The organism is Polynucleobacter alcilacus, assembly GCF_018881545.1.
Lineage (GTDB): Bacteria > Pseudomonadota > Gammaproteobacteria > Burkholderiales > Burkholderiaceae > Polynucleobacter > Polynucleobacter alcilacus.
On record NZ_JACVQD010000001.1, the window covers coordinates 561377 to 573576 of the forward strand.

Annotated in this window: 15 protein-coding genes; 9 read left to right on the forward strand and 6 right to left on the reverse strand. The window is 45.9% G+C overall.

Going from position 1 to position 12200, the window contains the following annotated elements; genetic code table 11:
• The 3 genes from ICN45_RS02840 (at position 1) to selD (ending at position 3107) form a co-directional block, all read left to right on the forward strand.
• A complete protein-coding gene (locus ICN45_RS02840) occupies positions 1-573 on the forward strand; it encodes a cysteine dioxygenase family protein (RefSeq protein ID WP_216172871.1) in 573 nt (190 codons plus the stop codon).
• Between the two features lie 141 nt (positions 574-714).
• Entirely contained in the window at positions 715-2016 is a 1302-nt protein-coding gene (locus tag ICN45_RS02845) for a DEAD/DEAH box helicase (protein ID WP_216172873.1), read from the forward strand.
• Positions 2017-2039: 23 nt separating this feature from the next.
• Entirely contained in the window at positions 2040-3107 is a 1068-nt protein-coding gene (selD, locus tag ICN45_RS02850) for a selenide, water dikinase SelD (protein WP_216172875.1), read from the forward strand.
• Here selD and mmsB read toward each other — a convergent pair.
• Both mmsB and ICN45_RS02860 read right to left on the reverse strand, forming a co-directional pair.
• A complete protein-coding gene (gene mmsB / locus ICN45_RS02855) occupies positions 3104-3988 on the reverse strand; it encodes a 3-hydroxyisobutyrate dehydrogenase (protein ID WP_216172877.1) in 885 nt (294 codons plus the stop codon). The two genes, selD and mmsB, sit on opposite strands and share 4 nt — an antisense overlap.
• A gap of 20 nt (positions 3989-4008) precedes the next feature.
• Positions 4009-4278, reverse strand: coding sequence for a cupin domain-containing protein (locus ICN45_RS02860; protein WP_216172879.1), 270 nt, complete (start codon positions 4276-4278; stop codon positions 4009-4011).
• 57 nt (positions 4279-4335) lie between these two features.
• Between ICN45_RS02860 and ICN45_RS02865 the strand changes: the two genes are divergently transcribed.
• Entirely contained in the window at positions 4336-4638 is a 303-nt protein-coding gene (locus ICN45_RS02865) for a DUF1330 domain-containing protein (RefSeq protein ID WP_216172881.1), read from the forward strand.
• A 56-nt stretch (positions 4639-4694) separates the two neighbouring features.
• Here ICN45_RS02865 and ICN45_RS02870 read toward each other — a convergent pair whose 3' ends face one another.
• Positions 4695-4883 carry an Hc1-related histone H1-like protein gene (locus ICN45_RS02870; RefSeq protein WP_216172883.1) on the reverse strand — a complete coding sequence of 63 codons (189 nt, stop codon included), beginning with the start codon at positions 4881-4883 and terminating at the stop codon, positions 4695-4697.
• Positions 4884-5043: 160 nt separating this feature from the next.
• Here ICN45_RS02870 and ICN45_RS02875 point away from each other — a divergent pair, with 160 nt between their 5' ends.
• Both ICN45_RS02875 and ICN45_RS02880 read left to right on the forward strand, forming a co-directional pair.
• A complete protein-coding gene (locus tag ICN45_RS02875) occupies positions 5044-6018 on the forward strand; it encodes a Bug family tripartite tricarboxylate transporter substrate binding protein (RefSeq protein WP_216172885.1) in 975 nt (324 codons plus the stop codon).
• Between the two features lie 34 nt (positions 6019-6052).
• Positions 6053-7642, forward strand: coding sequence for a rhodanese homology domain-containing protein (locus ICN45_RS02880; RefSeq protein ID WP_216175603.1), 1590 nt, complete (start codon positions 6053-6055; stop codon positions 7640-7642).
• 36 nt (positions 7643-7678) lie between these two features.
• Here ICN45_RS02880 and ICN45_RS02885 read toward each other — a convergent pair whose 3' ends face one another.
• Complete coding sequence (locus ICN45_RS02885) at positions 7679-8728, reverse strand: fumarylacetoacetate hydrolase family protein (protein ID WP_216172887.1); 1050 nt, start codon at positions 8726-8728, stop codon at positions 7679-7681.
• Positions 8729-8853: 125 nt separating this feature from the next.
• Here ICN45_RS02885 and ICN45_RS02890 point away from each other — a divergent pair, with 125 nt between their 5' ends.
• Both ICN45_RS02890 and ICN45_RS02895 read left to right on the forward strand, forming a co-directional pair.
• Positions 8854-9159, forward strand: a complete 306-nt coding sequence (locus tag ICN45_RS02890) for a hypothetical protein (RefSeq protein WP_216172889.1) — start codon at positions 8854-8856, stop codon at positions 9157-9159.
• Between the two features lie 15 nt (positions 9160-9174).
• Positions 9175-9396 carry a TIGR02450 family Trp-rich protein gene (locus tag ICN45_RS02895; RefSeq protein ID WP_216172891.1) on the forward strand — a complete coding sequence of 74 codons (222 nt, stop codon included), beginning with the start codon at positions 9175-9177 and terminating at the stop codon, positions 9394-9396.
• Between the two features lie 56 nt (positions 9397-9452).
• Here ICN45_RS02895 and ICN45_RS02900 read toward each other — a convergent pair whose 3' ends face one another.
• Positions 9453-9980 (reverse strand): hypothetical protein, encoded by a 528-nt coding sequence (locus ICN45_RS02900; RefSeq protein WP_216172893.1) that lies wholly within the window; start codon positions 9978-9980, stop codon positions 9453-9455.
• 222 nt (positions 9981-10202) lie between these two features.
• Between ICN45_RS02900 and ICN45_RS02905 the strand changes: the two genes are divergently transcribed.
• The gene (locus ICN45_RS02905; RefSeq protein WP_216172894.1) at positions 10203-10967 is read left to right on the forward strand and encodes a TerC family protein; all 765 of its coding nucleotides are present in this window, start codon (positions 10203-10205) and stop codon (positions 10965-10967) included.
• A gap of 12 nt (positions 10968-10979) precedes the next feature.
• On the opposite strand, the gene ICN45_RS02910 is transcribed toward ICN45_RS02905, so the two are convergent.
• On the reverse strand, positions 10980-12197 hold the full coding sequence (locus tag ICN45_RS02910; protein WP_216172897.1) for a BaiN/RdsA family NAD(P)/FAD-dependent oxidoreductase: 1218 nt from the start codon (positions 12195-12197) through the stop codon (positions 10980-10982).
• Positions 12198-12200: the final 3 nt, after the last annotated feature.

The window sequence follows — 12200 nt, forward strand, 5'->3', positions numbered from 1 at the left end:
ATGCCTGAGGGAAAATTACTCACCTTTGTTAAGGATCTGAGTGTGTTGTTAGAGCAGAATCCAAGCGAGGAAATAATCTTCATCACAGGCAGAGTGCTGCTGGAAAAACTAGTTGCAGTCGATGATTGGCTGCCAGAAGAGTTTACAAAACCGCACCCCCAGTACTATCAGCAATACTTATTGTATGCAGATCCTTTGGATCGTTTTTCGATTGTCAGTTTTGTGTGGGGGCCGAATCAAAAAACGCCCATACACAATCATACTGTCTGGGGCATGCTTGGCCAACTGCGTGGCAGGGAAAAGGAAACGCCTTACTATCGCCAAGAGGATGGCTGCTTTAAGCCGGGTATCTCGTGCACTAATCTGCCTGGTCAGGTAGACACTGTTTCTCCTAATACACATGATATTCACGTAGTAGAAAATGACATGAAGGATCAAGCTTCTATCAGCATTCATGTTTATGGCGGCAATATTGGCCGAATACAGCGTTCTGTATTTGATCCCATTACTGGTGCTGAGAAATCATTCATCTCTGGTTATGCCAATTCAGTAGTGCCCAATCTTTGGAATTGACGGTAATTCCACTGATAAACACCTGAATGACTTAAAATACGGTCTCTTACTGCAAACGCTCTAGCGTGGCAGCTCACCCCATTGACCGGGATAGTCGTTTATTAAATACGTTGAATACGGGTCAATACTTTATTGGCCCCTATGTTATTTACAGATCTTGGTTTATCAGAACCCATTCTTCGCGCTATTGCAGAAGAAGGCTATACCAGCCCCACCCCAATTCAAGCCAAGTCGATTCCTGCTGTCTTAAAAGGCGGTGACTTATTAGCGGCTGCACAAACAGGTACAGGCAAAACGGCTGGCTTTACTCTTCCTATCCTGCAGCGGCTGAGCACCACTAAAGCCAGCTCAGGTAAACGCCTACTGCGCGTATTAATTCTGACACCTACCCGCGAACTGGCAGCTCAAGTCCAAGAGTCTGTAGATACTTATGGCAAATACACGGGCTTAAAGTCTGCCGTGATTTTTGGCGGTGTGGGGGCTAATCCCCAAATCAAGGCCATTGCTGCCGGCTTAGATATTTTGGTTGCTACTCCAGGACGCTTGCTCGATTTGATGTCGCAAAAGTGTGTCTCCTTAAGTGATATCGAAATCTTAGTATTAGACGAAGCGGATCGCATGCTCGACATGGGATTTTTGCGTGACATTAAAAAGATCTTGGCTGCCCTACCAAAGAAACGTCAGAACCTCTTGTTCTCCGCTACCTTCTCAAGCGAGATTAAACAACTAGCAGATGGCCTGCTAAATGCCCCGGAGCTGATTGAAGTGGCACGCAGTAATAGCGCTAACGAGGCTATTGCTCAGCTGATTCACCCAGTTGATAGAACTAAAAAACATCCTTTATTAGCGCATTTGATTCAGAGCAATGACTGGAAACAGGTTTTGGTTTTTACCCGAACTAAACACGGTGCTAATAAACTAGTTACCCAATTGGAAAAAGATGGCATCACCAGCATGGCGATCCATGGCAACAAAAGCCAAACTGCTCGCACTAAAGCACTGGCAGACTTTAAGGCCGGAAAACTCACCGCCTTAGTGGCGACCGACATTGCAGCACGTGGTATTGATATTGATCAACTGCCCCATGTTGTTAACTACGACTTACCGAATGTTTCAGAAGATTATGTACACCGCATTGGTCGTACTGGTCGTGCCGGCTCCAACGGGGTTGCCGTATCCTTGGTTTGCGTTGATGAGCATCAAATGCTGCGAGATATTGAGAAATTGATCAAGCAAAAGTTGCCTCAAGAAGTCATCGTGGGATTTGAGCCTGATCCAAATGCGGTTGCACAACCCATTCAGTTGCGTAGTCAACAGCATCAGCAATCCCGAAAACCAAAAGCTGCTGGCTCTGGCTCTGGCGCTAGTGCTAGCAAAGGTGGTGGTGCTGGCAGAGCCCCAGCGAAGCGCAGTAGTCCACCAAAGAAGAGTTTTAATCGCTAATCTCTTTTGCTTAAAATATGCTCATGACACAGACTTCAGAAAACCTAATACTAGAACCCCGCCTAACTTCCCTCTCTCATGGTGGCGGATGTGGTTGCAAGATTGCCCCAGGGGTTCTTTCTGAAATTCTCAAGAAGGTTCCACAGCTGCCTTTTCCAAAAGAGTTGCTCATTGGTATTGAAACTTCAGATGATGCTGCGGTCTATCAAATTAATGAAACTCAGGCGATCGTCGCGACGACGGATTTCTTCATGCCGATTGTGGATGATCCCTTTGATTTTGGAAAAATTGCTGCAACCAATGCGATTAGCGATATCTATGCAATGGGTGGTACACCCCTGTTTGCATTAGCGCTGGTGGGTATGCCGATCAAGGTGCTATCCAATCAAACGATTGCGCGCATTCTAGAGGGTGGATCTGAAGCTTGTCGAAGTGCTGGGATTCCGATTGCTGGTGGTCACACGATTGATTCTGTTGAACCTATCTATGGCTTAGTTGCTATTGGTTTAGTAGACCCAAAGCGGGTCAAGAGTAATGCGAGTGCGCAAGCTGGCGATGTGTTGATTTTAGGTAAGCCGCTTGGAGTAGGAATATTGTCGGCAGCTTTGAAACAAGATTTGCTAGGTCCTGATGGTTACAGAGAAATGATTGCCAATACAACCAAACTCAATTCTGCTGGGCCGGATTTAGCAAAACTCCCTGGGGTGCATGCTCTAACGGATGTGACGGGCTTTGGTTTAGCTGGTCATACCTTGGAATTAGCCAGAGGCTCGAACTGCACCGCCCATATTGACTGGAGTCAGGTTCCCCTACTCTCTAACGTACAAACCTTTGCTGACGATGGAGTCATTACAGGCGCTTCTGATCGCAATTGGCAGAGTTATGGAGCTGAAGTTGGAATACCAGCAAGCTTTACACCTGCACAGCTTGCTCTATTAACAGATCCACAAACGAGCGGCGGCTTATTGGTGTCTTGCAGTCCAGATTGCGTTAAAGAAGTGCTGGAGATTTTTAACCAACATCATTTCTTAGGTGCTCGTGTCATCGGCCAGATGAGCAAGCGCCAAGAGAAACCGTTAGTAGTTTCTTAATCTACTTTCTTCAGATTAAATACGCTTGAGAAATCAAGCTGCCCATTACCCGCTTTGCTATGCAACTCATAAAGTTGCTGGGCCAATTTACCCAATGGCACGCTCGCATCTAAATTTTCTGCATTCTCAACCGCAAGACCCAAATCTTTGAGCATTAAGTCCACGCCAAACCCGCCAGCATAGGCTTTTGATGAGGGTACATTTTCCATCACACCAGGACAGGGGTTATACAACTCCAAAGTCCAATTGCGGCCCGAGCTTTTCGACATGATGTCTGATAACACTTTGGGATCCAGTCCATTAGCAATGCCCAAGCGCAAAGCTTCACTTGTTCCCAGCATCTGAATACCTAAGAGCATATTGTTACAAACCTTCACCGTCTGCCCTGCACCGCTGGCACCTGCATGGAAAATATTCTTACCCATTTTTTCTAGTAATGGTCGGGCTAGCTCAACATCCTTTACATCTCCGCCCACCATAAAGGTCAGCGTTCCTGCTTGTGCTCCAGCAGTACCGCCTGATACTGGCGCATCAATCATGGCAAAACCCTTCGCTTTTGCTGCAGCAGCAACCGCTTGTGCAACTTTAGGCGAAATGGTGGAGCAATCAATTAATAAAGTGTTGGGGCTAGCTTTAGCAAGAAGACCACCCTCACCAAGATACAGACCTTCTACATGATTAGATGCTGGCAACATGCTAATTAACACATCCACATCCTTAGTCGCAGTAACTGCGTCTGGGGCAACAGTACCACCGGCAGCGGCAAACGCCTCTAACTGAGCTTTTGCCAAATCAAATCCCGTTACTTGATGTCCTGCCTGCAACAGATTAAGGGCCATTGGTAAGCCCATATTACCCAAGCCAATAAATGCGATTTTCATATTGTTCCTAATGAATGATTCTATTGTTTTCTGGCAGCTAAATAGCGAACACCTTGCGGTCCATAAGTCTCTGCATGAACTTCTTCTAAACCTAAATGAAAGATATCCCCAGGTCCATATGTTTTGGTGTGCCCGTTCCTCATCAAGTCAATTTCACCCTCCAAGACCAGCGCCTTTACTTCAAATGGATGGGTATGATCATCTAAATGGCCATTGGGCTCTCTTTGGACCTCAACCGGCTGCGGATAAGATTCCTGCTGCAGCATTTTGATAAATTGCGACTTGCTCATGTCCTCACTATAGCGTGGATATACACTCCTTACACACGACTCTATTTGCGGGGAGATATGCCAGTTAAAGTCATTGGATTAATTGAATTAACAGACCAAGCTGCTTTCGAGCAATACCGTAGCCAAGTTGGACAAACAGTGGCGCTTTACAAGGGAAGTATTCATGCACGAGGCATTGTGAATGAACTCTTTTGGAATGAGCTTGATTGCGCTCCTTTTAGTACTTTTGTGGAGTTACACTTTTCAAGTAAGGAAGATGCCCATGCTTGGGCTCATAGTCCCGAATACCAAGCTTTAGTTGCTACACGTAATCAAGCAATGAAACTCACTCTCTTTAGTGCCAGCATCCAAGCGATGTAGATAAAAAAGAAGCCTAGCTTTTGAAGGCTAGGCTTACAGATCAATAAGACTTGGAATTATCTTTTTGCTTCCATAGACTCTTTTGTAGCAGTGATTTCTTTGCGACGCTCTTTGCATGCACCAGCAATTTCTTGCAAGGCTTTACGAGCACGTGCTGCAGATGCCTTAATTCCTTTTTCAATGAATTTTTCATTTTCAGCTTTGTATGCTTCAAAAGCTGCCAACAATGTATCGTGTTGTGACATCTTGTCTCCTATTCTAAAAAAAGTATTCATTTCAACAACGAAATCAGTATATCCCTATAAAAACTATAGGAAATGCCCCTTTTCATCAGGGATAACTCTTAGAAGCAGCACTTCAGCCAAAATGCTTTAATTACTGAAAAATAGTACGGAGAGGCCCAAAATGCTCAGAAATATCCTTCTTTTGCTCATTACTAGCGTACTTTCCCTGGCGGCGGGCGCTCAAACCAGTTCCTGGCCATCCTCAAACAAGCCAATCACTTTTATTAACCCCTTCCCTCCCGGCGGGGCCGTAGACGCCTTTGGGCGCCCTCTAGCCAAACAGCTATCAACCCAATTGAATGACTCCATCCTGGTCGACAATCGCGGTGGTGCCGGTGGAACGGTTGGTGCTGCAGCTGCAGCAAAAATGGCTCCTGATGGTTACACCTGGCTTCTTGGTGCAGTGCATCACTCGATTGCTCCAAGTATGTATACCAATTTATCTTATGACATCACCAAAGATTTTGAGCCGATTGCCATCATTGGTAGCGTGCCGCATGTGATTGTTGTGAATCCAAGCAAGTTTCCTAAAAATGATTTGAAATCGATCATTGAAGAAATTCGTGCCCACCCCGGAAAATATAACTACGCATCCACGGGTAATGGCACCTCACAGCACTTGACTGGTGAGTTGTTCAAAATGCAAAACAAATTATTCATTACGCATATCCCTTATCGCGGAACTGGACCAGCGCTGCAAGATGTTGTTGCAGGCCAAGTAGACATGATGTTTGACACTTTGGCTGGTGCAGCGCCGTTTATTAAGAGTGGTCAACTGATTGCTGTAGCTGTTGCTACGCCAAAACGCGTAGATGCTTTTCCAAATATACCTACCGCTCAAGAATTGGGAATATCGAACTTCGTCGTAACTAGCTGGTATGCCATGTGGGCTATTAAAGGCACCCCGAAAGAGATTGTTGAGAAAATGAGTACTGAAGTACAAATCGCACTCGCCTCACCAGAGATCAAAGAGCGCTGGGCGGCTATGGGCGCTAGCGTGCCCAAGATGACACGCCCAGAATTAGCAGTCTTTATCAATCAAGAAATTGTGCGCTGGAATGAGGTGGTTAAAAAATCGGGTGCGAAGTTAGATTAATTTAAATAAAAAATATAAGAACGTAATGAGCACGATGCATATCAATACAAAAAATTATTCCTTTGTCCGCAACAAACTTCTGAATAAAGAAGAGATTGCTTTTGTAGATGTCCGCGAGGAAGATCCCCACGCGCAGGAGCATCCTTTATTCGCCGCCAATCTGCCACTTTCTCGAATTGAATTCGATGCCTATGGCAAATTACCTAGAAAAAATGTCCCTATCGTTACCCTCGATGATGGCGAAGGATTGGCTGAGTTAGCGGCTCAGCGCTTAATCGCCCTTGGCTATAGCGATGTATCTGTATTTGAGAATGGCATACAAGGCTGGAAAGCAGCCGGTGGAGAATTATTTCGGGATGTCAATGTGCCCAGCAAATCCTTCGGTGAGCTCGTGGAGTCTCAGCGTCATACCCCCTCCCTCTCTGCCCAAGAAGTCAAGAAGCTGATTGACGACAAAGAGGATGTCGTGGTGGTGGATGTCCGGCGCTTCGATGAGTACAACACCATGAGTATTCCAACTGGCATTAGCGTACCTGGTGCTGAGCTGGTATTGCGCTTGCCCGAACTTGCCCCTAATCCCAAGACGAAAATTATTGTGAACTGTGCGGGGAGAACGCGCAGCATTATTGGCACCCAGTCCCTCATTAATGCCGGTATTCCGAATGAAGTAAACGCTTTACGCAATGGCACTATCGGTTGGACTTTGGCTGGTCAAGCACTCGATAAAGGTCAGAGTCGTCAATTTAAAGAGGTGAGCGAGAGCACGACAACTGAAGCAGCTGCTCGTGCCCGTAGCGTTGCCGATCAAGCCCGTGTCAAACGCGTGAGCCTTGCTGCTATCGAACCATGGAAATCCCAATCTGATCGCACTTCTTACTTTTTTGATACCCGCACTCCAGAAGAATATGAAGCTGGGCATCTACCCGGATTTCGCTCTGTTCCAGGTGGTCAACTGGTTCAAGAAACCGAAATGGTCGCCCCCGTTCGTGGCGCCCGCATTGTTTTAACCGACCCCAGCGGTGGCGGAGTCAGAGCCAATATGCCTGCATCCTGGTTAGCACAAATGGCCTGGGATGTGTATGTCATCGATGATGTCCAGTCTAGTGATCTCACAGAAAAAGGGATATGGAAGGCACCATTGCCAAGCCTCCCAATCGTGGCGTCAGTGGATGCAATGACTGTATCTCATTGGCTTAAGACTGACAGCAACACGATTGCTGTCGACTTCAGTACGCATGCCAATTATGTAAAAGGCCATATTCCTGGTAGTTGGTATGCCTTACGCTCACAACTTGCCGATGCTATCAAACAACTTCCGCAAGCAGATCGCTACGTACTCACAAGCTTTCCCACTGAATTAAGTCTCTTTGTAGCCCAAGAATTTCAGAAACTCACCAAAGCCGAAGTACTTGTATTAGAAGGTGGCAATACTGCATGGGCTGCTGCGGGCTTGGAGATGGAGAAAGGTCCAAGTCATTTAGCCTCGCCACCCTTAGATCGTTATAAGCGACCTTATGAAGGCACTAGCGTAGATCCCGCAGCGATGCAGGCTTATTTGGACTGGGAATTTGGTTTAGTGGCACAACTGGGCAAGGACGGAACCCATCACTTCTGGGTTCTCTAATCCTTGCAGTTGGCTTTTGTCTTGCTAACTGACTAGTTAAGCAATCGCATTGCGAATAATTCCGATACCGGTAACTTCTGTTTCCATGACATCGCCCGGCTTTAGAAACTCGGGCGGCTTTCTGCTGTAACCAACACCAGATGGAGTACCAGTTGCAATGATGTCACCAGGTAATAAAGTCAGACTGCGTGACAACTCAGAAATGATCACCGGAATCTTGAAGAACATCTGCTTATAGCTAGCATTTTGTTTTTCAACCCCATTCACGCGACAAATAATGCGGGTATCTTGTAGATTTACTCCGCCGGCAGTCACAATCCATGGGCCCATTGGTCCATGACCATCTAAGCTCTTGCCTTTAAACCATTGTCCTGAATGACGCTTTTGCTGTACATCCCGCGCAGTTGTATCGTTGTATGCAGAGTAGCCAAAGACATAATCCATTGCACTATCTTCAGAAATATTCTTACCCTTTTTGCCAATAACGACGGCCAACTCCGCTTCCCAGTCAATTGCAGTCGAGTAGCTTGCGTCATAAGGAATAGAGTCAAAGGGACCATTCATGGTTTGCGTCCCTTTAGTGAAGAGTACCGGAACCTTTGGATACTCTTTGACTGTTTTATCTTCGCGGTTCTGCAGACCTTCTTCAAAATGGTCTAAGTAGTTCCAGCCCACACAGTAAATATTACTTTGTGGCTTAGGAATTGGCGATAGCAAGATCACTTGGTTCACATTCACTAATTTGGAACCACGATTTTTGAAAATAGCCGCTAACTCCATCAAGCCAGCATTACCTGCGGCAGCCAAAGAAATCATGGAAGTAGGATCAAATGACAGTTGCACTTTTTGGCGCGCAGCTTCTGCAGGAATATCAATAATTAACCCATCATTTGTTACTAGACCCAATCTAGAACTTGCGCCCATTTTGGGTAAGTAATTGGCAATACGAAAACCTGCTTTACCTGTCATAGGCTCCACCACTATCGATTGACGATCGCCCGGGGCGGCGATTGCATTAGAAATAAACATCCCGCTCACTGCTGCTGATGCACCCAATTTCAGTGCATCTCTCCGATTCGTATCCACAAGCTCTCCTTTAATGATTTTTAGAATTCTTTTTTTATTATTATGTAATACAACAAGCTGTCGTAAATACTAATACCAAAATAGAAAATTAGGCAGAATTTACCAAATTTGACTATTCTTACCTGATGCGCCCATCCCATTTACGCCTAGCAGTCTATGCCCTTGCCATACTGGGCTTATGCGCCTGCGAACGGGATACCTACACCACCTGGTCATGCAACTCTCCCACCGAAACCAAGATTTCCATGATCCTGAGAAAAGCCCAAATGGAATGGAAAGACCTCAAGCTGGACTATTGCGGCAGCCTTGGCAACCAAAGCTACTTTGATCAGAAGTGCCCCGCACTCACTCAAGACTCTCGCTATGTATTTACACTCGCGTCAGGTGCACTCCAGACTGGCTCTCAAGATTACCAATGCACTGCACTTTAAAATCTGTATTGACTAATGAATAATTTAAGCCCAAAAAAACTATTGCTGAGTAAATGGACGGCAGTTGAGCCCATTGCTAAACAAAAACACTTTTTGGTGAGCAAGGTTATTCTTCCTGAGCCACCTAGTGAGAAAATTGAATTCGTCGAAATTGAAGCAGTCTATTCCAAGAAAACTTCCCTAATACCTTGGCGCGATCTCACTAATAGCGAGCTTTGGTTGCAGGGCTGGAAATAAAAAAACCGCCCCAGCATGTGAGGCGGTTTTGGCTTTTACTCTGTTGAATCTATTTTTTAATCAGACTTCTTTTTTGAGGCAGGCGCTCTCTTCACTAATTCATCAATATTTTTTTCGGCTGTATCAGCAACCTCATTGATAATACGACGCCCTTCTTTAAACATATTCTGACCCGTCGCAGACATCTCATTCACAACCTTTGATAACTTATCAGCCTGCGCAGGCATTTTATTTTCCGCTTCCTCAAGCCAAGTTACTAGGTATGCGCGCACCTTCTCCAGGTGCTTCTCCGTTTCATCCGCAGCGCTCTCGCCCAACTCCTTCAAAACTGATTTCACTTTCTTTTGATACACAATGGCGCGTTTAGCAGCCTCGTTAGTAGCATCCTCTTGCAAGCTCTTGAGCTTCTCTAGATCATTTTTAGCCGCAGACTTAGCGCTATCCAGTGCATTTTTCATGCCCCACTCTATCTCTGCCATATGGTGTTCGCTGAGTTTCTTGGCAGCCTCTAAAAGAGTATGCGAATAATCAAAAAGCTCATTCGCTTTTTCTCGTTGCCATTTTTGCAGCTCTTTTGCATCCATTTTTATACCCTCCTAAAGTAGGCGTTGATTAAATCTTTCATCTCTACTCTATACCCAAATAGCTAAACTGCCAATTCCCCCGATCCTGAGTATGAAAATCAGTCCTTAAGTCAAAGAGAGGCTATTTACGAAGCCTGCCATGCCCTCTTATTCCGTATGGTCATTTGTTTCGGGTATTTTTTAGCTACACTCAAACCCAATGCCAATCCCACGAAATAGAAAATGATCGAAAGCCTTTTGCAACTCATCAGCGACCCTAATGCCTGGATCGCATTTTTAACACTTTCTGCTCTAGAGATTATTCTTGGGATTGATAACATTATTTTCATTAGTGTCATCGCCAATAGGCTGCCGATAGAGATCCGTGAAAAAGTGCGCCGCTTTGGCCTCATTTTTGCTTTAGTAACTCGGATCTTGTTATTGCTGAGCTTGTCTTGGGTCATGAGTCTGACCAACCCACTTTTTACGATTACTAACCATGCTATTAGTGGCAGAGATCTGATCTTGCTCTTAGGTGGTTTCTTTTTAATCTGGAAAGCCTCAAAAGAAATCTACACTGAAGTAGAAGAGGGTGCGCACAACGACGAAACTGGCTCTGGTGACCATCAAAGCGCAGCCAAATCCATGACGGCCCTGTTTATTGGATCCGTCCTTCAAATTGGCCTTCTCGATATCATCTTCTCTTTAGATAGCGTGATAACTGCTGTAGGTATGGTGGATGACATCAGCGTCATGATTGCTGCTGTTCTGGCCTCCGTTCTCATCATGCTCATTGCCGCAAAACCCATTGGCGACTTCGTGCATCACCATCCTTCTATCAAGGTGCTAGCCCTATCATTCCTTACTGTTGTGGGTGTAGTGCTGATTGCTGAGGGAATGGGGGTTCACATTCCTAAAGGCTATGTCTATGTCGCGATGGGGTTCTCTCTCTCGGTTGAACTTTTGAATATCCGTTCACGCGAGAAAAAGAAAAAAACTAGAGTCTAATCTTCTGAGCCGCTAGAGGGCTTGTGCGCAAACAAATCCACTTGCCCAGGCCCACTGAAAATTATGACCACCAAGGTGGCCGGTAACATCCACGCACTCGCCAATAAAAAATAATCCTGGGTTCTGACGCGACATCATAGTCTGACCATCTAGCTCTTTAGTATCGACTCCACCGAGCATGACCTCAGCCTTTTTCCAACCTAGGGTGCCGGCTGGCTTCACGGACCAATTCGTAATCAATTCTTTGAGCGCTTGGCGATCTTTTTTAGAAACCTCGGCCCACTTACGACCGGTTACATTGTTCTGCTCTGCAAATGCTTTGGCTAAGCGCTGGGGTAAGACCGCAGCCAAAATCGTCTCTGCTGATTTCAGTCGATTATCTTCATCATTGAATAATTCATCACAATTAAATCCATTGGGTCGCTCAATCGCGCCCAACCAGTCAATGTGAATGGGCTCACCTTCCGTCCAGTAGCTACTTGCTTGTAGCACTGCAGGTCCGGATAAACCTTTGTGGGTTAGCAAAACATCTTCATTAAATCGACATGTGCCGTAACGCTGCCCTTTTGAGCCAGAAGCGATCCGAACGGGGACACTTAAGCCAGCCAACTCGTTCAGACTACCGAATGTATCCGCAGTAAATGAAAGCGGGACTAAGGCTGGCTTGGGCTCCACTACCTTTAAACCAAATTGTTTAGCGATATCCAAAGAATAGGCAGTGGCACCAATCGCTGGAACCGGCAGTCCACCGGTAGCCATCACCAGTGATTTGGTTTTTTCTACTCCAGTATCAGTGCGCACTATCCACTTAGACCCTTCCTGCGCAATAGACTCGACTAGAACTGGATTGCGGATAGTGACATTGCCTTTTGTACATTCTGACATAAGCAGTTCAATGATTTGCTTAGCTGAGTCATCACAAAATAATTGTCCTTGATGCTTCTCGTGATAAGCAATCCCATAGGAGGCCACAAGCTTAATAAATTCACTCGAGGGGTATTTAGCCAAGGCACTTTTGACGAAATGCGGGTTCAGCGAGAGAAAGTTTGCAGGACCGCTATGGAGGTTCGTGAAATTGCAGCGCCCTCCACCACTAATCCGAATCTTCTCCCCAAGCACTGGCGCGTGATCCAGGACTAAGACTTTTTTACCTAACTGTCCGGCAACCCCAGCGCAAAATAGTCCTGCCGCACCACCACCAAGAACGACAGCATCCCATTCTGTACTCATTTC

What these genes read in the sequence shown, in the direction of transcription:
- ICN45_RS02840 (WP_216172871.1), top strand. Translation starts at nt 1, where the DNA reads ATGCCTGAGGGAAAATTACTCACCTTTGTTAAGGATCTGAGTGTGTTG.
- ICN45_RS02845 (WP_216172873.1), top strand. Translation starts at nt 715, where the DNA reads ATGTTATTTACAGATCTTGGTTTATCAGAACCCATTCTTCGCGCTATT.
- selD (WP_216172875.1), top strand. Translation starts at nt 2,040, where the DNA reads ATGACACAGACTTCAGAAAACCTAATACTAGAACCCCGCCTAACTTCC.
- mmsB (WP_216172877.1), bottom strand. Translation starts at nt 3,988, where the DNA reads ATGAAAATCGCATTTATTGGCTTGGGTAATATGGGCTTACCAATGGCC.
- ICN45_RS02860 (WP_216172879.1), bottom strand. Translation starts at nt 4,278, where the DNA reads ATGAGCAAGTCGCAATTTATCAAAATGCTGCAGCAGGAATCTTATCCG.
- ICN45_RS02865 (WP_216172881.1), top strand. Translation starts at nt 4,336, where the DNA reads ATGCCAGTTAAAGTCATTGGATTAATTGAATTAACAGACCAAGCTGCT.
- ICN45_RS02870 (WP_216172883.1), bottom strand. Translation starts at nt 4,883, where the DNA reads ATGTCACAACACGATACATTGTTGGCAGCTTTTGAAGCATACAAAGCT.
- ICN45_RS02875 (WP_216172885.1), top strand. Translation starts at nt 5,044, where the DNA reads ATGCTCAGAAATATCCTTCTTTTGCTCATTACTAGCGTACTTTCCCTG.
- ICN45_RS02880 (WP_216175603.1), top strand. Translation starts at nt 6,053, where the DNA reads ATGCATATCAATACAAAAAATTATTCCTTTGTCCGCAACAAACTTCTG.
- ICN45_RS02890 (WP_216172889.1), top strand. Translation starts at nt 8,854, where the DNA reads ATGCGCCCATCCCATTTACGCCTAGCAGTCTATGCCCTTGCCATACTG.
- ICN45_RS02895 (WP_216172891.1), top strand. Translation starts at nt 9,175, where the DNA reads ATGAATAATTTAAGCCCAAAAAAACTATTGCTGAGTAAATGGACGGCA.
- ICN45_RS02900 (WP_216172893.1), bottom strand. Translation starts at nt 9,980, where the DNA reads ATGGATGCAAAAGAGCTGCAAAAATGGCAACGAGAAAAAGCGAATGAG.
- ICN45_RS02905 (WP_216172894.1), top strand. Translation starts at nt 10,203, where the DNA reads ATGATCGAAAGCCTTTTGCAACTCATCAGCGACCCTAATGCCTGGATC.
- ICN45_RS02910 (WP_216172897.1), bottom strand. Translation starts at nt 12,197, where the DNA reads ATGAGTACAGAATGGGATGCTGTCGTTCTTGGTGGTGGTGCGGCAGGA.